The organism is Herbaspirillum sp. GW822-FHT03A08, assembly GCF_058801885.1.
The window spans coordinates 226,469-251,382 of sequence record NZ_JBXANR010000002.1; the positions used below are offsets into that span (position 1 = coordinate 226,469).

At 59.8% G+C, this 24,914-nt stretch carries 24 protein-coding genes; 15 read left to right on the forward strand and 9 right to left on the reverse strand.

Going from position 1 to position 24,914, the window contains the following annotated elements; all coding sequences use genetic code 11:
• Positions 1-56 precede the first annotated feature (56 nt).
• The 6 genes from AC1RN6_RS06035 to AC1RN6_RS06060 all read left to right on the forward strand — a co-directional run bounded on the left by AC1RN6_RS06035 (position 57) and on the right by AC1RN6_RS06060 (position 7,315).
• On the forward strand, positions 57-1,016 hold the full coding sequence (locus AC1RN6_RS06035) for a LysR family transcriptional regulator (protein WP_493003843.1): 960 nt from the start codon (positions 57-59) through the stop codon (positions 1,014-1,016).
• Positions 1,017-1,116: 100 nt separating this feature from the next.
• A complete protein-coding gene (locus AC1RN6_RS06040; RefSeq protein ID WP_493003844.1) occupies positions 1,117-2,310 on the forward strand; it encodes a CaiB/BaiF CoA transferase family protein in 1,194 nt (397 codons plus the stop codon).
• Entirely contained in the window at positions 2,307-3,263 is a 957-nt protein-coding gene (locus AC1RN6_RS06045; protein ID WP_493003846.1) for a hydroxymethylglutaryl-CoA lyase, read from the forward strand. Before AC1RN6_RS06040 ends, AC1RN6_RS06045 begins: the two co-directional genes overlap by 4 nt.
• 103 nt (positions 3,264-3,366) lie before the next feature.
• Positions 3,367-4,716: an MFS transporter gene (locus AC1RN6_RS06050; protein WP_493003847.1), complete on the forward strand. Its 1,350-nt coding sequence runs from the start codon at positions 3,367-3,369 to the stop codon at positions 4,714-4,716.
• Between the two features lie 197 nt (positions 4,717-4,913).
• On the forward strand, positions 4,914-5,861 hold the full coding sequence (locus tag AC1RN6_RS06055) for a TauD/TfdA dioxygenase family protein (RefSeq protein ID WP_493003848.1): 948 nt from the start codon (positions 4,914-4,916) through the stop codon (positions 5,859-5,861).
• An 8-nt stretch (positions 5,862-5,869) separates the two neighbouring features.
• Positions 5,870-7,315 carry an FAD/NAD(P)-binding protein gene (locus AC1RN6_RS06060; protein WP_493003849.1) on the forward strand — a complete coding sequence of 482 codons (1,446 nt, stop codon included), beginning with the start codon at positions 5,870-5,872 and terminating at the stop codon, positions 7,313-7,315.
• A gap of 341 nt (positions 7,316-7,656) precedes the next feature.
• Here the strand turns inward: AC1RN6_RS06060 and AC1RN6_RS06065 are convergent, their stop codons facing one another.
• The 4 genes from AC1RN6_RS06065 to AC1RN6_RS06080 all read right to left on the reverse strand — a co-directional run bounded on the left by AC1RN6_RS06065 (position 7,657) and on the right by AC1RN6_RS06080 (position 10,192).
• On the reverse strand, positions 7,657-7,926 hold the full coding sequence (locus AC1RN6_RS06065) for a hypothetical protein (RefSeq protein WP_493003850.1): 270 nt from the start codon (positions 7,924-7,926) through the stop codon (positions 7,657-7,659).
• 481 nt (positions 7,927-8,407) lie between these two features.
• Entirely contained in the window at positions 8,408-8,692 is a 285-nt protein-coding gene (locus tag AC1RN6_RS06070; protein ID WP_493003851.1) for a DUF4148 domain-containing protein, read from the reverse strand.
• A 259-nt stretch (positions 8,693-8,951) separates the two neighbouring features.
• Positions 8,952-9,737: a DUF2145 domain-containing protein gene (locus AC1RN6_RS06075; protein ID WP_493003852.1), complete on the reverse strand. Its 786-nt coding sequence runs from the start codon at positions 9,735-9,737 to the stop codon at positions 8,952-8,954.
• A gap of 35 nt (positions 9,738-9,772) precedes the next feature.
• Complete coding sequence (locus AC1RN6_RS06080) at positions 9,773-10,192, reverse strand: hypothetical protein (RefSeq protein ID WP_493003855.1); 420 nt, start codon at positions 10,190-10,192, stop codon at positions 9,773-9,775.
• Positions 10,193-10,357: 165 nt separating this feature from the next.
• Here AC1RN6_RS06080 and AC1RN6_RS06085 point away from each other — a divergent pair, with 165 nt between their 5' ends.
• A complete protein-coding gene (locus AC1RN6_RS06085; RefSeq protein ID WP_493003857.1) occupies positions 10,358-11,101 on the forward strand; it encodes a helix-turn-helix domain-containing protein in 744 nt (247 codons plus the stop codon).
• A 31-nt stretch (positions 11,102-11,132) separates the two neighbouring features.
• Here the strand turns inward: AC1RN6_RS06085 and AC1RN6_RS06090 are convergent, their stop codons facing one another.
• Positions 11,133-11,501 (reverse strand): hypothetical protein, encoded by a 369-nt coding sequence (locus tag AC1RN6_RS06090; protein ID WP_493003860.1) that lies wholly within the window; start codon positions 11,499-11,501, stop codon positions 11,133-11,135.
• Positions 11,502-11,729: 228 nt separating this feature from the next.
• A complete protein-coding gene (locus AC1RN6_RS06095) occupies positions 11,730-12,614 on the reverse strand; it encodes a LysR family transcriptional regulator (protein WP_493003862.1) in 885 nt (294 codons plus the stop codon).
• A 187-nt stretch (positions 12,615-12,801) separates the two neighbouring features.
• On the opposite strand from AC1RN6_RS06095, the gene AC1RN6_RS06100 reads away from it, so the two are divergent.
• Positions 12,802-13,461, forward strand: a complete 660-nt coding sequence (locus tag AC1RN6_RS06100; protein ID WP_493003863.1) for a peroxiredoxin-like family protein — start codon at positions 12,802-12,804, stop codon at positions 13,459-13,461.
• A gap of 81 nt (positions 13,462-13,542) precedes the next feature.
• Positions 13,543-14,361, forward strand: a complete 819-nt coding sequence (locus AC1RN6_RS06105; protein ID WP_493003864.1) for a TauD/TfdA dioxygenase family protein — start codon at positions 13,543-13,545, stop codon at positions 14,359-14,361.
• 26 nt (positions 14,362-14,387) lie between these two features.
• Here AC1RN6_RS06105 and AC1RN6_RS06110 read toward each other — a convergent pair whose 3' ends face one another.
• From AC1RN6_RS06110 to AC1RN6_RS06120, 3 genes are read right to left on the reverse strand one after another with little or no spacing between them, the layout of a single operon-like run.
• Positions 14,388-14,660 carry a hypothetical protein gene (locus tag AC1RN6_RS06110; RefSeq protein WP_493003865.1) on the reverse strand — a complete coding sequence of 91 codons (273 nt, stop codon included), beginning with the start codon at positions 14,658-14,660 and terminating at the stop codon, positions 14,388-14,390.
• Between the two features lie 17 nt (positions 14,661-14,677).
• Positions 14,678-15,700: a response regulator transcription factor gene (locus AC1RN6_RS06115; protein WP_493003866.1), complete on the reverse strand. Its 1,023-nt coding sequence runs from the start codon at positions 15,698-15,700 to the stop codon at positions 14,678-14,680.
• On the reverse strand, positions 15,678-19,163 hold the full coding sequence (locus AC1RN6_RS06120) for an ATP-binding protein (RefSeq protein ID WP_493004733.1): 3,486 nt from the start codon (positions 19,161-19,163) through the stop codon (positions 15,678-15,680). The genes AC1RN6_RS06115 and AC1RN6_RS06120 overlap by 23 nt, the downstream gene beginning before the upstream one ends.
• A gap of 120 nt (positions 19,164-19,283) precedes the next feature.
• On the opposite strand from AC1RN6_RS06120, the gene AC1RN6_RS06125 reads away from it, so the two are divergent.
• From AC1RN6_RS06125 to urtE, 6 genes are all read left to right on the forward strand, one after another.
• Positions 19,284-19,691 (forward strand): hypothetical protein, encoded by a 408-nt coding sequence (locus AC1RN6_RS06125; protein ID WP_493003868.1) that lies wholly within the window; start codon positions 19,284-19,286, stop codon positions 19,689-19,691.
• Positions 19,692-19,729: 38 nt separating this feature from the next.
• The gene (gene urtA, locus AC1RN6_RS06130) at positions 19,730-20,992 is read left to right on the forward strand and encodes an urea ABC transporter substrate-binding protein (RefSeq protein WP_007884574.1); all 1,263 of its coding nucleotides are present in this window, start codon (positions 19,730-19,732) and stop codon (positions 20,990-20,992) included.
• A 267-nt stretch (positions 20,993-21,259) separates the two neighbouring features.
• Positions 21,260-22,177 (forward strand): urea ABC transporter permease subunit UrtB, encoded by a 918-nt coding sequence (urtB, locus tag AC1RN6_RS06135; RefSeq protein WP_094562155.1) that lies wholly within the window; start codon positions 21,260-21,262, stop codon positions 22,175-22,177.
• Between the two features lie 34 nt (positions 22,178-22,211).
• Positions 22,212-23,405 carry an urea ABC transporter permease subunit UrtC gene (gene urtC / locus AC1RN6_RS06140; protein ID WP_493003869.1) on the forward strand — a complete coding sequence of 398 codons (1,194 nt, stop codon included), beginning with the start codon at positions 22,212-22,214 and terminating at the stop codon, positions 23,403-23,405.
• Positions 23,402-24,169 (forward strand): urea ABC transporter ATP-binding protein UrtD, encoded by a 768-nt coding sequence (urtD, locus tag AC1RN6_RS06145; protein ID WP_493003870.1) that lies wholly within the window; start codon positions 23,402-23,404, stop codon positions 24,167-24,169. Before urtC ends, urtD begins: the two co-directional genes overlap by 4 nt.
• Positions 24,170-24,188: 19 nt before the next feature.
• Positions 24,189-24,878, forward strand: a complete 690-nt coding sequence (gene urtE, locus AC1RN6_RS06150) for an urea ABC transporter ATP-binding subunit UrtE (RefSeq protein ID WP_493003872.1) — start codon at positions 24,189-24,191, stop codon at positions 24,876-24,878.
• Positions 24,879-24,914 lie beyond the last annotated feature (36 nt).

Consider the following 24,914-nt stretch of genomic DNA (forward strand, 5'->3'; position numbering starts at 1 on the left):
AGTAATGGCACACTGAGCGCCATGCGACTAACCGCAGCTTCGGAAATGACTCCGCAATGATCGTCAACAACCTCTTGCGCCGGCTTGACCTCACCACCTTGCGCCTGTTCGTCTCGGTGCAGGAAGAGGGCACGCTCACGCGCGCGGCCGCACGCGAGGCCATCGCCGTGTCCGCCGCCAGCAAACGCCTGGTGGAACTGGAACAGGCCATCGGCGTGGCGCTGTTCGTGCGTCATGCGCGCGGCATGGAACTGACGCCGGCCGGCGAGACCTTGTTCACCCACGCGCGGCGCGTGCTGCTCAGCGTCGAAACTATCGGCCTCGAACTGGCCGAACATGCGCAAGGCGTGCGCGGCTATGTGCGCATGGTGGCGAATCTGTCGGCCATCGTCGAGTTTCTCCCCGAAGATCTGATGGCGTTCACGCAATTGCACGAACAGGTCAAGCTCGATCTGGAAGAGCGTCCCAGCGGCAGTGTCGTCAAGGGCGTGCAGGACAGCTGGGCCGACCTCGGCATCTGTTCCGGCGACACCGAGACCTACGATTTGCACACCACGCTGTACCGGCGCGACCGCCTGGTGCTGGTGATGCGCGACAACCATGCGCTGGCCAAACGCAAGAGCGTGAGCTTCGCCGACACGCTCGACTACGACCATGTCGGCCTGCACGCCGACAGTTCCATCAATGCGCGCACGCACCTCGCGGCGCGCTCCGGCGGCAAGTCGCTGAAGATGCGCATCCACGTGCCGGGCTTCGATGCGGTCTGCCGCATGGCGCAGGCGGGCATGGGACTGGGCGTAATTCCTTCCGGCGTGTACGAAGCCATCGGCCGTTCGCTCGGCCTTACCGCAATATCACTCAGCGACGACTGGGCCAGCCGCGAACTGAAGATCGTGGTGCGCGATCCCAAGGGTTTGTCGCCGGTGTCGCAGGCTTTGTACGATTATCTCTGCGGCGCCGAAGAGCGCGCTGCCGGCAACATCAACGTCAAACCAAAAACAAGAAAAGGAAAATAACGGCGAGCGTTCGCGTCTGGCGAACGCTGCTTGCCGATTTGCGGTTGGACGTCGCCTATGGTCTTTTTCTATCCTGTAAAAAAAGTAGAGGAGACATCAAATGAGTGGTCCACTCAAAGGAATACGCGTCATCGAAATCGGCACCCTCATCGCCGCGCCATTTGCTGCGCGCGTGATGGCCGAGTTCGGCGCCGACGTCATCAAGATCGAAGCCCCCGTCAACGGCGATCCCATCCGCAAATGGCGCAAGCTGCACGAGGGAACCTCGCTGTGGTGGTATCTGCAATCGCGCAACAAGAAATCGCTGTCGGTCAATCTGAAGTCGCCGCAAGGCATTGCGCTCATCAAGCAACTGGTGGCCGACGCCGACGTGCTGATCGAGAACATGAAGCCGGGCGCGCTGGAAAGCCTGGGCCTGGGCTGGGACGAACTCAGCGCGATCAACCCCAAGCTGACGCTGGTGCGTATCTCCGGCTACGGCCAGACCGGCCCGTATAAAGATCGTCCCGGGTTCGGCGCCATCGGCGAAGCCATGGGCGGCATTCGTTACACCACCGGCGAACCCGACGGCGTGCCGGCGCGCGCCGGCATCAGCCTGGGCGATTCGCTGGCATCGCTGCATGCCGTGATCGGCGCGCTGATGTCGCTGCTGCGCGTGAAAACCGGACAAGGCCTCGGCCAGGTGGTTGACGTCTCGCTGGTCGAGAGCGTGTTCAACCTGATGGAAAGCCTGGTGCCGGAATACGATCTGCTCGGCCATGTACGCGAACGCAGCGGCGGCACTTTGCCCGGCATCGCGCCGTCAAACACCTATCCGACGCGCGACGCCGGCTATGTGGTCATCGCCGGCAACAGCAACCCGATTTTCAAACGCCTGATGCACGCCATCGGCCGTGCCGACCTTGCCGAAGATCCGGCCTTCGAACACAACGACGGCCGCGTGCAGCAAGTTGCCTTGCTCGACGCCGCCATCGCCGGCTGGACCTCGCTGCACGGCATGGATCATGTGCTCGCCGTGCTGGAACAGGCAGGCGTGCCGTCCGGACGCATCTATTCCGTGGCCGACATCGTCGCCGATCCTCACTATCAGGCGCGCGACATGATTCTGTCGGCGCAGCTGCCGGGCGGCGTCAAGGTCAAGATGCCCGGCATCGTGCCGAAGCTGTCCGACACGCCCGGAGAGATCCACTGGCAAGGTCCGGCGCTCGGTGCGCATACGGTTGAAGTGTTGTCGGAACTCGGACTCGGCGCAGAAGAAATCCGCCGTCTGCAAGCAGAAGGAGTGGTGCAATGAACTCCATCCAGCATCATTCTTCCGAACGCCTGATCGTGCAGGAAGTGTCGCCGCGCGACGGCTTGCAGATCGAACCGGGCTGGGTGCCGACCGAAGACAAGATCGCTTTGATCGACGGCTTGTCGCAAGCCGGATTCACACGCATCGAAGCAGGCTCTTTCGTCTCGCCGAAAGCGATACCGGCGCTGCGCGACGGCGACGAAGTATTCCGCCGCATCGCGCGCAAGGATGGTGTGACCTATGTCGCGCTGATCCCCAACGTTAAAGGCGCAGAACGGGCGCTGCTGGCCGGCGCCGATGAACTCAACATGGTCATGTCCGCCAGCCAGACGCACAACCGCGCCAACATGCGCATGAGCTGTGAAGCATCGCTGGCCGGCTTCGCCGACATCGTGACCCTGACCCGCGGCGTGGATGACGTGTCGCTCAACGCCACCGTCGCCACCGCCTTCGGCTGTCCCTTCGAAGGCAAGATCGGCGAAGACCGCGTCATGCGCATCGTCGACGATTATCTGCAACTCGGCATCACTGGTATATCGCTGGCCGACACCACCGGCATGGCCAATCCACGCCAGGTGGCGCGCATCGTCGGGCGCGTCCTGCAACGCCTGCCGGCATCGGCGCTGACGCTGCATTTCCACAATACGCGCGGCCTCGGACTGGTCAATGTGCTGGCGGCGTATGAAGCCGGCGCGCGCCGTTTCGATGCGGCGCTCGGCGGTCTCGGCGGTTGTCCGTTTGCGCCGGGCGCTTCGGGCAACATCTGCACCGAAGACCTGGTCAACCTGTGCGAAGAAACCGGCATCGAGACCGGCATCGATCTGCCGTTGCTGATCGACATGTCGCGCAAGCTGCCGGCGCTGCTGGGCCATGAGGTGCCTGGCCAGCTGGCCAAGGCCGGGCGCAATTGCGACTTGCATCCGATTCCGGCTGCGTTGCAGGCCGCTGCCTGAAAAATATTTTCAGCAACACAGTAAAAAAACAAGAGCACACCGCCTTTAACCAACGGCGTATCGATTGCATCGACAGAGCAATCGGAAGCCAACAGGAGACAACATGCATACCCATACCGCCGCGGGGCAGGCCCCGCAAGAACTCGTCGCGCCTCAGGACGACAGCAATCCCGCCGCTGTTGCAGACCTTGCCGCCATCGTGCGCAAAGCCACCTGGCGCATCATGCCGCTGATCATGATCTGCTATCTGTTCGCCTTCTTCGATCGCATCAACATCAGCTTCGCCAAATTTCAGCTGCAGGGCGATCTCGGCCTGAGCGACACCGCCTATGGCCTCGGCGCCAGCCTGTTCGTAGTCGGCTATGTGCTGTTTGAAGTGCCGAGCAACATGTTTCTCTACAAGGTTGGCGCGCGCCGCTGGATCGCCCGCATCATGATCTCGTGGGGGCTGGCGACGGCCGCCATGGTGTTCGTCAGCAGCGAGTGGCAGTTCTACGGACTGCGCTTTGTGATCGGCGCGATGGAAGCCGGGTTTGCGCCGGGCGTGCTGTACTACCTGACGCTGTGGTTCCCCTCCTCGTATCGCGGACGCATCACCTCGATGCTGTTCTTGGCGTCGGCCTTCGCCGGGCTGATCGGCGCGCCGGTGTCGGGCATGATCCTCGGCCACATGGAAGGTGCGTTCGGAATCCGCGGCTGGCACTGGCTGTTCATGCTGGGCGGCTTGCCGTGTATCGGCCTCGGCCTGGTGGTGCTGTGGCAACTCAAGGACAAGATCGAAGACGCCGGCTGGCTCAGCAAGCGCGAACAACAGATACTGACAGCCAATGTGTCGCGTCCGACCTCGCATGAACGCGGTCACTCCTTGCTGAGCGCGATCAGGACCCCCGGTTTCCTGATGCTGGGATTGGTGTACTTCCTGATTCAGGTCGGCTCCTACGGTCTCAACTTCTGGGCGCCGCACCTGATCCGCACCGCCGGCACGCAGAATCCGACCATCATCGGTCTGCTGACCGCCGTGCCTTACATCTGCGGCGCGGCGGCGATGATCATCGTCGGCCGTCTGTCCGATGCCAATGGTGAACGCCGCCGTTTCGTGATCGGGCTGCTGGTCCTGGCGACCATTGGCTTCTTCGCGGCCGGCGTGTTTGAAAAGCAAACCGTCCTGTTGATTGTCGCCCTGGGCGTCATGGGGGCCGGTGTCGTTGCCGCCATCCCCGCCTTCTGGGCACTGCCGCCTAAGCTGGTGACCGGCGCCGGTGCGGCCGCGGGCATCGCGCTGATCAACACGCTTGGCCAGCTCGGCGGCATCGTCAGCCCGGTAATGGTCGGCCGTATCAAGGATCTGACCGGCAGCACCACGCCGGCCTTGTATGCGATCGGCGGCATGACCTTGCTGTGCGCCTTGTTGCTGATGTATGCGATGCCGGCGGCGTTGCGCGAGAAAGAGTAAGCGTCTGGGTAAGCGGCCGAATAGCCAACACGGAAAAAGCCCCACGCATCAGATCGGGGCTTTTTTATGCAGCAATTTGTCTTCTAAAGTTATGCGAATTCCTTCTTGGACTCGCCTGAACCCTGCTTCCTATAATCGTTTGCACATTCCATATCCGGCCATCGCGATATGGTTTTTCAGCGATGACCGGAGGCGACATGAACGCGATTGCAGACAAGACTGTTCCGATTTACGAAAAAATTGTTGTTAAACCGCAGGCCGTACATATTGGTGCGGAAATTTCCGGCGTCGACCTGAGTGCGCCTCTCGATGCTACGGCCATTGCAGAGATTCGCGCAGCTTTGCTGCAATGGAAAGTAGTCTTCTTCCGGGACCAGCCGCTGAGTCACACACAACATGTCGCGTTTGGAAAACAGTTCGGCGATCTGACGGTCGGGCATCCGGTATTCGGTTATGAACCGGGCCATCCGGAGATTTATTCCGTCGGACGCGACCGCTTCAAAAATCGCTTTGAAGGCCCTCGTCTGGTGCGGCCATGGACCGGGTGGCACACCGACGTCACTGCCGCAATCAATCCGCCGGCGGCGTCGATTTTACGTGGCGTGACCATTCCTCAGTACGGCGGCGATACGCAATGGACCAATCTGGTCGCAGCCTATCAGGGGCTCTCGCCCGCCTTGCGCGCTTTCGTCGATACCTTGCAGGGCGAGCACCGCTTCACGCCGCCGGAAGGCAATCGCGCCCGGCAAGACTTCGTCAACAAGGTCGCGGCGACACCGCTGGTCAGTCATCATCCGCTGGTGCGTGTGCACCCGGAGACCGGCGAGAAGGCGTTGTATGTCAGTCCCGGCTTCCTCAAGAACATCGTCGGCCTGCATCCGCGCGAGAGCGAGCAGTTGCTGGCGCTGCTGTTCGAACATGTGGTGCGTCCCGAGTACACGGTGCGCTTTAAGTGGGAAGAGGGCTCGCTGGCGTTCTGGGATAACCGCTCGACCGCGCATCTGGCGCCGGTCGATATTTACGATACCGATTTCGAGCGCCAGCTGTATCGCATCACCCTGGTCGGCGACGTGCCCGTCGGTCCGGACGGCAAGTCCTCAGTCAGCATCGAGGGACAACCGGTCGTCGCGCATAGCGTCGAATAGGAGCGGCGATGTCACGCGTTGTCATTCCTCGGCGCTCGGTGGCGATCATCGGCGGCGGCATGTCCGGCACCCTGGCGGCGATTCGTCTGATCCGGCAGGCGCGCACGCCATTGCTGATCCGCATTTTTGATCCCAATCCTGAATTGGGGCGCGGTGTCGCCTACGGCACGACCGATTTCAGCCATCGCTTGAATGGCCCTGCCAAAGCTTTCAGTCTGCGTCCTGAGAATCCCAATCATTTTGCCGATTGGTTGCAGGCGCGCGCCAACCGGTCAGGCTGGAATGATTTCGATGACAAGCTGCTGGCGTTTGCGCCGCGCTGGCTGTATGGCGACTATATTCGGGAAGAGCTTGCGGAAGCGCTGAATGCGGCGGCATCAGGCGTGGAGCTTGAGCATGTTCTGGCACGTGTCGACGACATCGTGCAAGAACAGGGCCGCCTGCGCCTGAAGGTGGATATCCACCGTGAATTTGTCGCCGATCATGTGCTGCTGGCGCCGGGCGTCTTCAAGGCGCAACCCGGATTCGCCGTTGCACAGCGCTTGCTTGACGACGGCCGTTATCTGGCCGATCCCTGGGACCCGGATGCCCTCGACAAGCTCAAGAACGTTGCCGATGTGTTGCTGGTGGGGAGCAGCCTGACCATGATCGATGCCGTGGTATCGCTGGAGGCGCGCGGCTATCAGGGTAATTATCACGTCGTGTCACGGCGCGGCCTGGTGCCGGTAGGCCGCAATGAGGCGCAGGCCTGGCCGGAGTTCTTGACGGACGTGGCTGCGCCGGTCTCCATACGCTCCGTATTGCGCGCAGTGCGTACGCAGATTGACAAGGCAAATGCGGCCGGCGAAGACTGGCAGCGCGTCGTGCTTGCCGTGCGGCCGCATCTGTCGCGCTTGTGGCATGGCGCTGCGCTGAGCGAACGGCAGCGATTCATGCGCCACGTTCGAGCATACTGGGATATGTTTCTGCACCGTGTGCCCCCGCCAAGTGCCGCGGTATTCGAAGCGGTGCGTGCAAGCGGCCGTCTGCGTCTGCATACCGGCACCCCGACTGCGGTTGAGGACGCCGCAGATGGCCGGCTCGATGTGTCGGTTCGTCTTCGTGGAAAGCCGGCGGCGGCGATCTTGCGCAGCGACGCCCTTATCAATTGCACCGGCTTTGAATATGTATGGAAACGGGTGAGCGGCCAACCGCTGCTGGCGCGCTTGCTGGAGAAAGGATATGTGCGTCCCAGCGCGCTTGGCCTCGGGATCGATGCGGATCCGCAGACGCTGGCGGTAATCGGTATCGACGGCAATGCATCGGAGAATATCTCCACCATGGGTTTGCCATTGCGCGGCGTGCTGTTTGAGTCAGGCACCATTGCCGAGCTATTGCGGCAAGCCGTTCTACTGGCGCCGCTACTGGATGCAGCGGGACAGTACATCGCCGAGGAAGAGCGCGACGCGGCCTGATCATGACAAATCCGAGCATGCATACTCGGATTGATTATTGGAACGAAAGAAGCGGGAACGGTATAGTGAAACCTCTTCTCTCTGCTTCATGATTTGAGTGTTGTTGTGGTGTAGTGAAACAGGACGGCGCTTACTCCCGCAGCATCGTCCTCATGTCGGCAGCGTCGACATGTGAGCAGATTCAAAGCGCGGCCACTTTGCAGATAGCACTGGGCTGCGCGAATCTACTCACATATCGGCGCTGTATTTTTTTGCGCCATAAATTCAAAAAGCCCCTCACGGCAACGTGCGGGGCTTTTTTTCTGGCCTGTTCAGGTCTGAAAATCAGGCCTATAAATAATTTATTTTTTGTAGCTGTAGATACCGATACGCGCATTCGGATCGATTTGACGAATGTAGAGCTGGTAGGTATCGCCGCTGCTGGTTTTCAGTTTTGCCATCTTGCTTTGTTTGCAACACGACGGGCAAGCGACTTTCTTTTCCTGTATCGGACGCGCGTCCGGAGACAGTTGCAGCATGAGCTGGCCGCAATGTGGGCATGCCAGGCTGATATCTTGCGCGAAGATGGTTGCGTGGGCGGCAGATTTTCCGCCCGGGGTGTTCGATTTCATAGTCGATTATTCTTATAAGGGTTGCCGGTTATAACCAAAGCCGGGGGTGTAACTCCCCGAATCCAGGTGGAGCAAGTCGGTGAATGTATCACACTTTTCTTGGCGCGCCAGGGATTTGCCATCGGCAAATTTTTGCACAATTCATCGCATGATTTTTTCGGCGTGAACGAATGTGCAGACGCGTGCGCGTGCAGAGCGAGTATAAAAATCCGGCGTGGAATTTGGAACGACTGTTTACGAGTTTGCTTACGCAAAAAGCGGAGAGAAAAGAGAAAAAACGCGGAAGGAAAATCGGATGCGCTTGTTGCAGATCGCAACTCCGGCAAGCGGAGATCGCATCACTGCAAGAAGGCGTGCGGACTCATCTGCGCACGATGCAGCAGACAATACCGAAAAAAGAAAAAGGAAATGGACAAAGACAGTTCGCCGGCGACGTCATGTCGGGAGCAAACTGTCTGTCATCGGCATGTGATGCAACCGATTAGTGTGTGGTGTCGAGGTAGTTGGCACGGGCGATGTTGCCGCCGCGGCCCAGCTCTGCGAGCACGTCAGCGCGGGTCTTGGAAGAAGCGACCGGAACTGGGTTGAAAGTGTCCTGATAGTTGCGACGGCCAAGATCGCCACCAGCTTGTTTGACTTCAGCGATAACTTCAGCGCGAGTCTTGGTGGAAACGAAAGGCTTGTCAACCGGATATTGGGTTTCAGCAAAAGCGGAACCTGCGGCGGCGATCAGGGCTGTAGCGGCGATAATTTTAGCGATGTTCATTTTATTCTCTCTGAGTAAATGGTTGATGCAAAAAGTGAAGCCATGAAGTGAAACCGGAATGGGTTCATCTGGGCTCAGTACCGATCTGGGATCGGAGTTTTGTTTTGCAACCAGATATTTCAGCGATATCCGAAAATAGAATGACTGATATAAACAGATCGTCTAACTGTGCGTCTCCTACAGAGGAGAAAAATCTCACCGGAGACGCTGGCTATTTCGCCTGAATGCCGCACCCATAAAGGTATTGCGGAGTTAATGCTCAGAGACCGACGACGATGCGCGAGAGCTGCAGTCCCGATTGTTCCAGAAAAGCGAATACAGAATCTGCGCCGATGGTCTCTATGCGATCGCTGAAACGTTTCTCATTGGGATGATCGTCGAAGGCAATGTTGGCTTTGAACATCCTGCCGCCCAGACGCGTCATCGGACCAAGGTTCAGCACCGTAGGTTCATAGCCTTTGAACTTCAGCCACGCCTGCGCCTGCTCGCGATTGCGGATGGCGGACTCTTGCGCCATTGCAAGCGTTTCCAGTACCCATTGATTGGACTGCTGGTACTTCGTGCTCCATGCGTAGGACAGCATGTTGTAGCTCGGCGTGTGTTCGGCCAGCACTCTTTGCGGATCGGTGAGCACGGCGCGCAGGTGTTGCTGTACTTCCGGTGTCGGCACCGCGATCACGGCTTCGAAGCGGTAGGGATCGTCAAGGAAGAACTGCCCCATCCCCTGTTCGTAAATATTGCTGACCGCCGTGCCGCATTCGTTGAGCTTGTGCACGATGGTCCAGTTGCCCTTGTCCTTGTAGGCGAAACCGATGTGCGAATAGCGCTGCTTGTATTTGCTCAGGTCCTGGCCGGCGCGGCCGATGATGACGACGTCGGCGCCGCTGGCGTCAAGTTGCCCGACGGTTTTGACCGCCAGCGCGATGCCCTGGGTGACCATGGCGGCGGCGGGCGGCTTTTGTTCGCATCCCTGACCTGCCTGGCTGATCGCAGGCTGCAGTAGTGAGAGGGCGGCCGCAATGGCGAGCAAGATTTTTTTGTACATGTTGTGCTCTCTTTGGTTGGACGATTGGAAGGCGCTCAGGAAATCTTCTTGCTCTTCATGAGCGCCTTGCCCAACTCATTGGGAATGATCGCCAGCACTTGACCCGCACTGACCAGCAACATGCCGGCCGATGTTGCCGTGGCCTTGATGCTGGCGCCGACGCCGACCGAAACTGCGCCGCTGACATTGGTGCTCACGGTGACCGAGCCGCGCACGCCGGTGCCGATTTTTTCCAGCACGTAGACAGAACCTTTGCCGGATGCCTCTACGCCTTTGACCAGGTACTCGCCGCCTTCGGAGATGAACATCGCCGGCGCCACCACCGACGCCACGACCGAAATCGCCGAGGCGTCGCTGGCGGTGGATTGTGCAGCGACCGGATTGGACAGCAGGGCGCAAGACAATGCGCAGCTCAGTGCAAGGGTGCGGATGAAGGACAGTGGTGATGTGTTCATGTTGTTCTCTCTGTGATGTTGTCAGGATGCGCTTCCGTTGAACGCAGGCGGACTGTAGCAAAGGTATTGAAAAGTAGTTTATTAATGCGAGTAGAATCGAAAAATTATGAATAAAGTATCGAAATTTAATACTTAACGCGCATTGCATCGTACGGAGAGAACAACATGGCACAGGCAGACGCGCTCATCGGCGCATTGAAAAACGTACTCAAAGCACGCGGCGTCACCTACGCCAAACTGGGGAAAGGATTGGGGCTGAGCGAAGCCAGTGTCAAGCGCGTGTTCGCGGAAAAGAGTTTTACGCTGGAACGTTTCGATCAGGTTTGTTCGCTGCTGAACATACAGATCAGCGACCTGGCGCGCATGGTGGCGCATGAGTCGGCTGTACCGGTGCAACTGACGCAGGAGCAGGAGAGCAAGTTGGTTGCCGACCCGCGGCTATTGCTGATTGCCGTGCATGCGGTCAATCACTGGACGCTGGAAGAGATCATCGACGCCTTCGCATTCACCAAGGCGGAATGCATCCGCCTGCTGGCGCGGCTGGACAAACTGGGCATCATCGACCTGCTGCCCAACAACAAGATCAGAGTGCGCGTGGCGCCGGATTTTCAATGGCTGCCGGGCGGCCCCATTCAGCAGTATTTCCGTGCGCAGCTGAAGAACGACTTCTTCAATTCGCGCTTTGACGGCAAGGGCGAAAGAATGATGATGGTCAGCGGCATGTTGTCGCACGCCAGCAATGATCTGATCCAGCAGCACATGCGCCGCTTGGGCGCGGAGTTCTCGGCGTTGCATCATCAGGATCTGGAACTGCCGCTGGAACAACGCTTCGGCACCAGTCTTATCATGGCGGTCAGGCCCTGGACGCCGGAAGCGTTCAAGGCCTTGCAGCGCAGGCCAGAAAAATGATCTCCGCCATAGAGATCGATCGCTACGGTTATCAGTAGTTGATCGTGACGACTTTCGGCGCACCGGCACGCCGGTTTGCCGTCGTCTTCTGAGGTGGAGAATTCGGAACTGCCATTGCCATCGACTCAGGTACGCGATCAAGATAATACGGGTCGGCGTTGGCATCGACGGCAATCAACTCGCCGAGAACGTTGCTGGCTTTCTCCGATGCCTTGACGTCGACGCTGGAGCAGGACTGGAAGTAGTCGGCGCTGCCTTCGCTGAAGTCGACCCGGCATCGTTCCGCCACCATGGCCGATACGCCGAGCTGCCCCGAAGCAGCCGCATGCACAGCCCTGCTCCAGTTCATGTAGCCCGCTGCAAGGATGACGAGCGTTACTGCAATGTGGATTCTCTTCATGGTTTTTCCCTCCGTTGAATCCACTCTAGACGACATATAAACTCCACAACATCAGAGAAATCCTGATGAGAAGGTTGGAGGTCGGCGAAGTGAATCTGCGGGGCAATATTGCTCCCCTGAACGGGGTAGGGAATTCAGGAGCAAAGCCTTGCTGGTATTGGGTTTAAGAGAGATTTTTAAGTGCGATATTCTGGTGCGCAGGCCTTTACCATCAGGTAAAAAATTTTCCTATCGGGCCGATAGCAATTCCTCAACATAGGCAATAAAGGCACGCGCCTTGGCGCTGGCCATACGCCCGCCCGGATACACCGCCCACAAGTCGACCGGCGGCAACTCCCACTCGGTGAGGACGCGCTGCAGTTCGCCGCTGGCGAGCTCCGGTTCGAACATCCACTCCGACGAAATCGCCAGGCCCATGTCCGCCAGCACGGCTGCGCGTACGCCTTCGGCGGCGTTGACCTTGATGCGGCCGTTCACGGCGACCGACACCTCGGTGCTGCCGCGCCGGAATTCCCAGCTGCTGCCGCTGACCTGGCCGTAGATGACGGCGCTGTGGCAACTCAGATCCGCCGGCGTGGCAGGAACGCCGTGCCGGGCGAAGTAGGACGGCGTGCCGACTACCGAGCGCGGACTCTGCGCGATCTTGCGCGCCGTCATGCCGGAGTCCGTCAGCGAACCCATGCGCAATGCAACGTCGATACCCTGTTCCAGCATGTCGATGTGGCGGTCGTCGAGCACGATGTCCAGGTTTAGCTGCGGATGCATGTCGAGGAAAGGTTTCAGATAAGGGAGGATGCGTATGCGGGTAAATGTCACCGCTGCGCAAACGCGCAAGGGGCCCGACAAACCGGTGCCGGCATCGCGCGCGCTGCGCTCGGCTTCGTCGGCTTCTTCGATCGTACGCATGGCGCGTTCATAAAAGCGCTGACCCGCTTCGGTCGGCGTCAGACCCCGTGTGGAACGCAAGAGCAGCCGCACGCCGAGACGTTCTTCCAGTTGCGCGATCGTTTTCGATACGGCCGGCTGGCCTACCTCCAACCGGCGCGCGGCACCCGAGAACGAGCCCGATTCGACCACGGTGACGAAGGTTTCCATCGCATTCAGCCTATCCATTTTTATTCCTCCCTGGAATTCAATATGGTACCGGGATTGGAGATCTTGTTCTGATCAGGTCATCTTTATTCCTTAGGGGAATGAATGATATGCCTATTGCCTGTGTTCTCAGGCCCGCCCGGTTGGCAGAAGATGCATGCGTCGATTGCACCTTTGCGATCCCCACATACCCCTCTGGAGAATCACCATGACATTGCAAGCCAAACTGGACGCCTTCAAAGCCGACTTCCTCGCCGGTAAGCCGCCTTACAATGCGCCCGCCGAAATCCACCCGATCATGGCTCGCGCCACCGCCGAGCTGATCGCCTCCGGCCAGGCGGGCCGGGCATTGAAGGCCGGCGACAAGGCGCCGTCGTTCACGCTCAACGACCCCGATGGCAAACCGGTGTCGTCCGCCGACCTGCTGGCGCAAGGTCCGCTTATCCTCAGTTTCTATCGCGGCGTCTGGTGCCCGTATTGCAATATGGAGCTGCACGCTCTGCAGGAAGCATTGCCTGCGTTTCTGGCTGCCGGTGCGCGATTGGTCGCGATCTCGCCGCAGACGGCGCCCAACAGCCGCAAATCGATGCGCAGCAACAATCTGGAATTTCCAATTCTGAGCGATACCCGCAACGACGTCGCAGCCGCCTTCGGCCTGCGCTTTGCGCTGCCGGACTATCTGATCGCGCTGTACAAGATGCTCAAGAACGATCTGCCGGTTATCAACGGCGACGACAGCTGGACCTTGCCGATGCCGGCGCGCTATGTGATCGCCCGGGACGGCACCATCCTCTACGCCGAAGTTAACCCTGACTACACCCATCGCCCGGAACCGGCAGACATGCTGCACGTCTTGCAGGCCGCCTGAGCGCTGGATTGATCCGCAACACGGTCGCGCCGCATCCATGCAGATGCCGGCGCAACCGTGCCGATGAAGAAAGGAAACATCATGAACATCATTCCCCTGGACGCCGGTTTCGGCGCCCGCATCAACAACGTCGACCTGGCTCGCCTGAGTGAGAATCCGGAAGCGCAACACGCGCTGCAGAACGCTTTGCTGGAATACGGCCTGTTGGTCATTCCCGGCCCGGTGCTGACGCCGCAGGCGCAGATCGACGCCTCCGAAGTGTTCGGCGCGCTGGAAGAATTTCCGCCGACGGCCAGCCAGATTCCCGGCTATCCGCAAATCTTCCGTGTCGCCAGCCGCGTCACCGAAGGTTATACCGGCGTCGGCCGCTACTGGCATTCGGACGGTTCCTTCCGCACGGTGCCGACGCCGATGTCGCTGTGGCATCTGGAAGCGCGTCCCGATGTCGGCGGCGATACCCTGTTCACGGATTTGCAGCAAGCCTACCGCAGCCTGCCTGACGACCTCAAGGCGCAGGTCCGTGGGTTGCAGACCACGCATCGCAATCATGTGGTGCACCCGCTGGTGATGCCGCATCCGCATACCGGCGTGGAGGGTCTGTATCTGAACGTCGGCCTGACCGACAGCATCCTCGGCATGGCGCGGGAAGAGACGGAGGCGCTGATCGCAAGCATCGATCGCCACTTCTCGCGTGAAGGTGCGGTGTATCGCCATCAGTGGAAGGAAGGCGACTTCGTGGTGGCGGACAACTTCCGTGTCGCACATCGCGCCACGCCTTTATCCGCCTTGCAGCGCCGGGTGCTCAATCGCACTACGGTGCGCGGCGACGGCGCGTTCTGGGAAAGAGCGCATGCTGATGCCCACGCAGACGTCGATGCAAGGCAGGCGGTCGCAGGCTGAAAGGGATTGTCTCGCAGTCTTCCGGCTCAATCGGCGCGATCAAATTCGCGCCGTTCGGCTTTGTCTTTGGCAATCTGCTTGATGAAGAAGCGAAGCAGCAGCGCCACCAGCAGGCCGATGGCGCCGGTGATGGCGGTACCTATGCTTTTGAGCGGGATGGCTGCTGCGATTGTGAAGACGGCGACGGTCGCCGGAATCCAGAAGGCGACGGCCATCGCCAGAGCGTTGAAAAATTCTTTCATGCGATTGCTGTCGGATGCGGAGGCAAGAGGAACACGTCCGCTACTGTAGCGGATCATGCTGCTCCGTGCCAGTCTCATTGCAACAACCCGCTGCCGCTCCTCGGCATCTGCTGCACGCCACTCGCCATCACCGCCGCCGCCGATCTGGTTTCCACGCCGAGTTTGACGAAAATGTGTTCCAGATGCTTGTTGACCGTGCGCGGACTCATGCCGAGGATGTCGGCGATGTCGCGGTTGGTCTTGCCTTTGCCCAGCCACATCAGCACATCGCTTTCGCGCGGCGTCAGATGAAAACTTCCCAGCGCCAGTGGATTGATTGCCTGCTCATTGCCGAGCGCCGGATGCATCGCCGCCATCGGTGTGCTTGCTGCGGTATCGGCGGCAAGATTCTTTTCTTCCAGCAGCAAGGTGATCTCGTGACCTTGTCCCGCAGCAGAGAGGGCGATGCGCAGTTCGCAGTCGCCTTGCGTCATCACCAGCGGGCGGATGTCGCCATTGCCCTGACGCTGGCGCACCAGGCTTTCGTTGAGCCAGGATTGCAGCATCATCGGCAATTTGTGCGTCGCGCCGGCGCCGGCTCCTGCAGGGAAATACTTTTCCAGCCAAAGCGAAGCCTTGCTGGTCTGCCACAGCGGCAGGCCGTTGCCGCTCAATACGATGACGGCGTGGGCGGCGTGCTCCAGCATGCCGCGCGCCTGCGACATCATGCGCGCAGTCTTGATGTGGGCGCCGATGCGGGCCACGACTTCCTGCGGCTTGATCGGCTTGGTGACGTAGTCGATGCCGCCGACTTCGAAGCCGCGCACCACGTGTTCGGTTTCGGTCAGCCCGGTCATGAACACCACCGGCACGTGATTGACACTCTTGATCAGCTTGATGCGCTTGCAGGTTTCGAAACCGTCGATGCCGGGCATCATGGCGTCGAGCAGAATCAGGTCGGGCGTGATGTAGTCGAGCCGCTCCAGCGCGCTCATGCCGTCGGTGGCGACCAGCACGATATGGCCGCTCTCGTCGAGCGAATCGGACAGCATGGCGAGGTTGTCGGGCTTGTCGTCGACGATCAGGACGACATGCCTATCGAACGTTGTTGACATCATGGCGAATCATCTCCTTGATACGGGTGACATATTCATTCAGGCGAAACTGTTTGACCAGTTGCCGAAGTTCCGTGGTGAAGGGCAGGTAAGCAGAATTCTGTTGTTCCATATCGTCCAGTTTCTTGAGGATGCCCTTGGCATAGCCGATGGAGCCCAGCTCCAGCAGCGCCTGCAATTTTTCCTGCGAGGGCACCAGCATCATCGGCTGGGCTGCGACGATATTTTTCTCCGGCGCCGGGTGTATGTGAGGCGTGGAGGAGGGGATGGGCGGCGGCGCTGATTCCGAAGTTTCCGGCGACGACATCCAGTCGATGCGCAGCTGCTGTTTGATCTTGGACAGCAATTCGTTGTACGACACCGGCTTGACGACGAAGTCGTTATACAGCGGTGGATCGATGCGTTCGTGTCCGCTCTCGAAAGCATTGGCCGAGACGATGATGATCGGCAATTGCGTCAGCCCGCGTGCGCGGATGGCGCGCGCCACCGACCAGCCGTCCATCAGCGGCATGGCAATGTCCAGCAGCACCAGATCCGGCGTGCGGCGTGCCAGCTCTTCCAGGCACGCGATGCCGCCGTCGGCCTCCACCACGTCGAAGCCCAGCGGCAGCAGCATTTCCTTGAGCAGCAGGCGCTGCGAGGCCTGATCGTCTACCACCAGCACGCGCTTGGAGGGACCGATGTAGCCGGACATCTGGTCTTCCAGTTTGAGACGCGGACGCGGCACGTGCACTTCCGGCAGATAGATCTTCAGATGGAAACTGCTGCCGCTGCCGACCTTGCTCCTGACCGCCAGCTCGCCACCCATGATGTGGGTGAGCATGCTGCTGATGGCGAGGCCCAGGCCGGTGCCGATGTCTTCGCGCAGGTTGGCGGCGTTGCTGCGCTCAAACGGCAGAAAGATGCGTTCCAGATCGTCGTCGGCAATTCCGATGCCGGTGTCGATGATGTCGAAGTAGGCGATCTCGCGCATGTAGCGCACGCGCACCGTCACGCTGCCGCTGTCGGTGAACTTGACGGCGTTGCCGAGCAGGTTGATCAGGATCTGGCGCAGGCGCTTCTGATCAGCGTGCACGATGTGCGGGATACGGCCGGTTTTTTCGAAGCGGAAGCTCAGGCCCTTTTGCTCGGCCTGCGGTGCAAACATGCCGGCGATCTGTTCAAGGAATTCCGACAGCGCCAGTTCGTCCGACGCCAGACGCATCTTGCCGGCCTCGATCTTGGCGATGTCGAGCAGGCCGTCGATCAGGCTCAGCAGATGTTCGCCGCTGCGCCGGATCACGGCGATGGCATCCTTGCGCGCCGGCGGAATGGTGGCGTCGACATGCAGGATTTGCGCGTAGCCGAGGATGCTGTTGAGCGGCGTGCGCAGCTCATGGCTCATACCGGTGACGAAACGGCTCTTGGCCAGGTTGGCGGATTCGGCGGCTTCCTTGGCGCGTTGCAGTTCGGCGTCGGTCTGTTTGTGCGCCTCGATTTCCTGCAGCAGCAGATTGGTCTGACGTTCCGATTCTTCATGCGCGACGCTGCGGCTTTCGTTGGTCAGGATCAGCCACCACGAGCCGACGCCGATCAGCACCAGCAGCGTACAGAACAGCTTGATGAAAATGCTCTGGATGGAATCGGGACCGCTCGGCGTCAGGCCGGAGATGCCCGCCATCTGCTGGAAGTACAGCATCCACAGCACCACCGCCAGCCCACCGGAGATCAGACCGAACACGATCAGGTAGTGGCCGATGCGGGTATTGAGCTTGAGTGTGAAGCGCGCCGGCAGCAAAGCCTGCAAGGCGCTGAACGCCTGATTGGGCAGACGCGCCGCAGGCGTCTTGCAGCGGTCGTTGCAGCGCGCGTCGAGCGAGCAGCACAGCGAACAGATCGCGCCCTGATATGCCGGGCAGTGCGCCATGTCCGGCATTTCAAACTGGTTGCCGCAGATGACGCAGTCGAGCTGAGCATGCTGGTGGCCGTGCTCTTTGTGGACATCCACATGCTCGGACAGCGTGTCCTTGCGCGCAATGTAGTAACGGCTCTTCGTTGCGACGGCGATCAGCGGGGCCGCCAGCAACGCGGTACCGAGCGCGATGAAGGGCGACATCGCCGCCGCCAGTTTGCCGAGTACGCCGGACATGGCGACGGCGGAGAGGATGGACGCAATCGCCATCGAGCCGACGCCGACCGGATTGATGTCGTACAAATGCGCGCGCTTGAACTCGATGTGCGCCGGGCTCAGCTTCAGCGGTTTGTTGATCACCAGATCCGACACCACCGCACCGATCCAGGAAATCGCCACCAGGCTGTACAGCGCCAGCACATGTTCCAGCGCATTGAACACGCCCAGCTCCATCAGCAGCACCGCAATCAGTACATTGAACACCAGCCACACCACGCGGCCCGGATGGCTGTGCGTCAGCCGCGCAAAAAAATTGGACCACGCCAGCGAACCGGCGTAGGCATTGGTGACGTTGATCTTGATCTGCGACACCACCACGAACAGCGCGACCGCACCCAGCACCAGCGCCGGATTGGAAAACACATACTGATAGCCGATCAGATACATCTGGGTCGGCTCCACGGCTTTTCCCATCGGCACTTCATGCTGGATCGCAAGGAAGGCCAGCAGCGAGCCGCCCAGCATTTTGGCGCCGCCCAGCAGGATCCAGCCCGGCCCGGCCAGCAGCAGCGCGGTCCACCAGCGGCCGCGGTTGGCGGGTGTCTTCTCCGGCAGGAAGCGCAGGAAGTCGACCTGTTCGCCGATCTGGGCAATCAGCGAAAACGCCACCGTCGCCGCCGCGCCGAACAGATAGATGTTGAACGAACCGCCTTCCTCGGCGCGGCCGGCGAAGGTGATCAGATTGGTGAGCGCTTCCGGTTCTTTGTAGAGGACGCAGATATACGGCAGCGTCAGCAGCACGATCCACAGCGGCTGCGTCCACATCTGCAGACGGTTGATCAGCGTGATGCCGTACGCCACCATGGGGATCACGATCAGCGAGCACAACACATAGCCGTACACCAGCGGCAGGCCGAAATAGATTTCGATGGCCTGCGCCATGATCGCGGCCTCCAGCGCAAAGAAAATGAAGGTGAAGCTGGCATAGATCAGCGAGGTGACGGTCGAGCCGATGTAGCCGAAGCCGGCGCCGCGTGTGAGCAGATCCATGTCGACGCCGTACTTGGCAGCGTAATAACTGATCGGCAGACCGGTCAGGAAGAACAGCACCACCACGCAGGCAATCGCCCAGAAGGTGTTGGTAAATCCATAACTCAGGGTGATGGCGCCGCTGATCGCTTCCAGCGCCAGGAACGAGGTCGCGCCCAGGGCCGTATTGGCCAGGCGGAATTCCGACCAGCGCCGGAACGAACGCGGCGTGTAGCGCAGCGCGTAATCTTCCAGCGTCTCGTTGGCGACCCAGGTGTTGTAGTCGCGCCGGACTTTGACGATGCGTTGTATGGCGGGATTGGTCACATTTTGCTCGCGTTCATGGTGGCGGCCGTTATCTCTGAGGCCATTGCCGTCTGCCGTACAACGCAGCGGCAGGACGAAACCCTTTGCAGGGCAGAGCAACATCATTGCAAAGCACGCTCCGTGAAAGCAATTTTCAAACCAATCGGTATGCGAGGGCATACGTCAAATGACGTATGCCGCAACGCCGCTTCCATCCCGATTCACCAAAACGCAGCGTCCTTGCGGCCTTCAATCAAGCGCCCGGAGAAAGCGTCGCCGCAAAAACGCACCAATACCATGCCGCGCGTGGGCGAAAGCTGTGCGGGTGGGCGTGATGTTCTGCGCCCGGGATGCGTCGATTTTTACGTCAAACAACGTATTGTTGCGCCGCACCGCAAAACCTATTCTCCATCCCAGAACGAGCAGAAAGAAAAACCGGCAGGGAGAAAAACTCGCATGTGCTTGCAGCGGCAGGCAGCGCTCGTGCGATGGCAACGGACCGGTCTTTCCACTCGTTTTGACGCTATACGAGTTCTCAGATTTCTCTGACCAGCACAACAACCAATAACGCTCGAAAGGAGTTCCGCATGTCGCACCGTTCCTCTTCCAAACCGCCTTCATCCCAACGCCGCAAGATCATGATGGGCATCGTCGCAGGCGCCGCCGGTGCTGCCATGGCGCTCCCGGGCCTGGCCATGGCGCAGCAGTTCCCGACCGCCAAGGTCAACACCACCAAGCTCGCCATCACCGACACCGAAGTCACCGTCGGCCAGCTGCACTCGGCCACCGGCACGATGGCGATCAGCGAAACCGGTTCGATCCAGGCCGAGCGTCTGGCGATCGATCAGATCAATTCCATGGGCGGCATCCTCGGTCGCAAGATCAAGATCATCCAGGAAGACGGCGCTAGCGACTGGCCGACCTTCGCCGAAAAAGCCAAGAAACTGCTCGAGAACGATCACGTCGCCGCCGTGTTCGGCTGCTGGACTTCGGCCTCGCGCAAAGCCGTGCTGCCGGTCTTTGAGAAGGACAACGGTTTGCTCTACTACCCGACTTTCTATGAAGGCCTGGAGCAATCCAAGAACGTCTTCTACACCGGCCAGGAAGCCACGCAACAGGTGCTGGCCGGCCTGAACTGGGTGGCGAAAGAGAAGAAGGCCAAGACTTTCTTCCTGATCGGTTCCGATTACATCTGGCCGCGCACTTCCAACAAGATCGCCCGCAAGCACATCGAAAACGTGCTCAAGGGTTCGGTGGTCGGCGAAGAGTACTACCCGCTGGGTAATACGCAGTTCGGTTCGCTGATCAACAAGATCAAGCTGAAAAAACCGGATGTGATTTTTGCCGACGTGGTCGGCGGCAGCAATGTCGCTTTCTACAAGCAATTGAAAGCAGCCGGCGTGACCGCCAAGACGCAGAACCTGCTGACCATCTCCGTGACCGAAGATGAAATGCTCGGCATCGGCGGCGAAAACGTCGAAGGCTTCTACGCCTCGATGAAATATTTCCAAAGCCTCGACAACCCGAACAACAAGAAATTTGTGGCTGAGTTCAAGGCCAAGTTCGGCGCCAATTCGGTGATCGGCGACGTCACGCAGGCAGCCTACCTCGGCCCATGGCTGTGGAAGGCCGCGGTTGAAAAGGCCGGCAGCTTCGACGTCGACAAGGTCGTCGCCGCATCGCCGGGCCTGGAGCTGAAGACCGCGCCGGAAGGCTACGTCAAGGTCCACGCCAACCATCACCTGTGGAGCAAGACCCGCATCGGCGAAGCGCAGAAGGATGGTCAGTTCAAGGTCATCTATGAGTCCGATCTGATCGAGCCGAATCCTTTCCCCAAGGGCTATCAATAAGCACTGCTGATCATTTCTCCCCCGTCCTGACGAAAGTCAGGACCGAGTGCCGTGAAGCAGGGTGGTAGCGCAGATAACTGCGGCGCCCAACGCCACTGGGTCCCAGCGTGCGCTGGGACGACGGCGGAGATTGACGAGCAAATGCAAGTTTGATTTGTTGGCAGCAAAGCGGCGGCGTCTGTAGTGACATGCGGACGCTGCCGCCCACGTAATTGAATAACTGAAATCCTCAATACCAACTCTTAATCACCCAGGGCGGGAGTCAACATGGTTTCTCTATCCGAATTTTTCGCCATCTTCGCCATGCAGGGCTTCAACGGCCTGTCCGTGTTTTGCGTGCTGCTGCTGATGGCTCTGGGCCTGGCGATCATCTTCGGGCAGATGGGCGTGATCAACATGGCGCACGGCGAGTTTCTGACCATCGGCGCTTACATCACTTACCTGCTGTCGCACCTGACCACGACTTACGCGCCCAGCCTGCAGCCTTACTATTTCTTCGGCGCGGTGGTGCTGTCCTTCCTGGTCGCTTACGGCTTCGGCTACCTCACCGAGCTGCTGCTGATCAGCCGGCTCTACAAGCGTCCGCTCGACACGCTGCTGGCGACCTGGGGCCTGAGCCTGGCGATGCAGCAGACCTTCCGTTCCATCTTCGGCGCCAAGGAAGTCAGCGCCACTCTGCCGGACTGGTTGCTCGGCTCGTTCAAGCCGACCGATGCCATCGACATCCCGATCAACGGCCTGTTCATGATGTGCCTGACGGTGTTGCTGACCGGCGGCATCTTCATCCTGCTGTTCCGGTCGCGCTGGGGTTTGCAGGTGCGCGCCACGATGCAGAACCGGGTCATGAGCGGCGCGGTCGGCATCAATACCCGCAAGGTCGACCGCACCACTTTTGCACTCGGCTGCGGCGTGGCGGGTGTGGCCGGCGCAGCGTTCACCACGATCGGCTCGACCGGCCCCACCAGCGGCTCGCTGTATATCGTCGATACCTTCCTGGTGGTGGTGTTCGGCGGTGCGCAAAGCCTGATCGGCACGATCGCTTCGGCCTTCTCGATTGCGCAGACGCAATCCACCGCGGAGTTCTTCCTCACCGGCTCGATGGCCAAGGTGCTGACGCTGTCGGCGGTGATCCTGATCCTGATGCTGCGTCCGCAAGGTTTGTTCTCGGTGCGTGTACGTAAATAAATCGTCTTACAGATTTCCACAGCGAGGTTCAACAATGAATGCAGCATACGAAAAAATATTGGGAGGCAGATCCGGGCTGGCCGGGCTGCTGATACTGGGCGTGCTGTTGCTGGTGATCTTTCCGCTGGGTCTCGACATCTTCCGCCTTAACCTGGTCGGCAAATATCTGTCCTATGCTTTCGTCGCCGTCGGCCTGGTGCTTTGCTGGGGTTACGGCGGCATCCTGAGCTTGGGACAGGGCGTGTTCTTCGGCGTCGGCGGCTATTGCATGGCGATGTTCCTGAAGCTGGAAGCCTCTGATCCGATCAGCACCAAGATCCAGTCGACGCCCGGCATTCCCGACTTCATGGACTGGAACCAGATCACGTCGCTGCCGGCCATGTGGCAGCCTTTCCACAGCTTCAGCTTTACCGTGCTGGCGGTGCTGGCGGTGCCGACCTTGCTGGCGCTGATCATCGGTATGGCGATGTTCAAGCGCCGCGTCGGTGACGTGTACTTCTCCATCGTGACGCAGGCGATTGCCGCGATTCTTTCCATCCTGATTATCGGCCAGCAAGGCCTGACCGGCGGCGTCAACGGCATCACCGATCTGAAGACGCTGATGGGCTGGGATATCCGCACCGACAGCGCCAAGATGATTCTGTACTTCGTCAATGCCGGTTTGCTGTTCGCCTGCATCCTGTTCGGCCGCTACATCCTGACCTCCAAGCTGGGCCGCCTGCTGATGGCGATGCGCGACAAAGAAGAGCGCGTGCGCTTCTCCGGCTACGACGTCGCCAGTTTCAAGGTGTTCGTATTCTGCGTGGCGGCGATGTTCTCCGCCATCGGGGGCGCCATGTTCACCTTGCAGGTCGGCTTCATGTCGCCTTCCTTCGTCGGCATCGTGCCGTCGATCGAGATGGTGATCTATGCCGCGGTTGGTGGCCGCATGTCGCTGCTTGGTGCGGTGTACGGCACGCTGCTGGTCAACTTCGGCAAGACCTATTTCTCCGAGACTTTCCCTGAACTGTGGCTGTTCCTGATGGGCGGTTTGTTCATTGCGGTGGTGATGTATTTTCCCAACGGTCTGGCCGGCGTGTATGAAAAGCAAGGAAAACGTCTGATGGCAAAGTTCGGCCGCAAGCCGGCAAAGGCGATCGAGCCTGAACCAGCAAAACCGAAAGCAGCTGCCAAACCTGAGACGACCGATATCGCCATCGACGGCGCCAACCTGGAGGCCAGCAAATGAGCAACGCACCTATCGGATTCGAATCGACCGACCATCCTGTACTGGCGATTGAAGATCTCACCGTTTCCTTCGATGGTTTCAAGGCGGTCGACAAACTCAATCTGTATGTCCAGCGCAATGAAGTGCGCGTGGTGATCGGCCCCAACGGCGCCGGCAAGACCACCGTGCTGGACCTGATCTGCGGCAAGACGCAAGCCACCTCGGGCAGCATCCGCTTCAACAACCATGAGCTGACCAAGATGAGCGAGCACGCCATCGTGCGCGCCGGCGTCGGCCGCAAGTTTCAGACGCCGTCGATCTACGAAAACCTCAGCGTGTTCGAGAACCTGGAGATGTCTTTCCCGCGCGGCCGAAAGGTGTTCGGCGCGCTGACCTTCAAGCGCTCGCCGGACGTGGTGGCGCGCGTGGAATCGGTGGCGGCGGAAATCTTCCTCGACCAGCATCTGTACACCCAGGCCGACCTGTTGTCGCACGGCCAGAAGCAATGGCTGGAGATCGGCATGCTGCTGATGCAGGAGCCGGAACTGCTGATGCTGGACGAACCGGTCGCCGGCATGAGCGTGTCCGAGCGCGAGAAGACTGCGCAGCTGCTGGGCCGCATCAGCCAGGGCCGCTCGGTGGTGGTGATCGAGCACGACATGGATTTCGTCAAGAGCATCGCGCATAAGGTGACCGTGCTGCATCAGGGGAAGATTCTTGCTGAGGGCAGCATGGACAAGGTGCAGTCTGACCCGAAGGTAATCGACGTCTATTTAGGTCACTAATTCATTCCCGGAGCCAGCCATGTTTAATGTATCGCACCTCGCCTCCGGCTACGGCCAGAGCGCCGTCATTCACGACATCAACCTGTCGGTGGCGAAGGAAGAAATCGTCGCCGTCATGGGGCGCAACGGTATGGGCAAGACCACGCTGTTCAAGACGCTGATGGGCATCTTGCCGCTGCGCGACGGCAGCATCAAGATCGATGGCGTCGAACTCGGCGCCATGGAAAGCCATCAGCGCGTTTCGCGCGGCGTGGCCTACGTGCCGCAGGGGCGCATGATTTTCCCCGGCATGACGGTGCTGGAAAACATCCAGACCGGTCTCGCCGCCGATGCGCGCGGCAAGGTGCCGGACGAGTTGTATGCGCTGTTCCCGGTGCTGTACGAAATGCGCAGCCGCAAGGGCGGCAATCTGTCGGGCGGGCAGCAGCAGCAACTGGCGATTGCACGCGCGCTGGCGACCAATCCACGCGTGCTGTTGCTGGACGAACCGACCGAAGGCATCCAGCCGTCCATCATCAAGGACATTGCGCGCAGCCTGAAAGAGATCCGCAAGATCCGCGAACTCACCATCATCGTGTCGGAACAGGTGCTGAGCTTCACGCTGGAAATTGCCGACCGTTTCCTGGTGATCGACAAGGGCCGCTTCGTCTATGAAGACACGCGCGCCAACGTCGATGCGCCGACCATCAGCAAGTATTTGTCGGTTTAAATTTCTGCACAGTTGGTTTGTATATCGGCAGTCTTT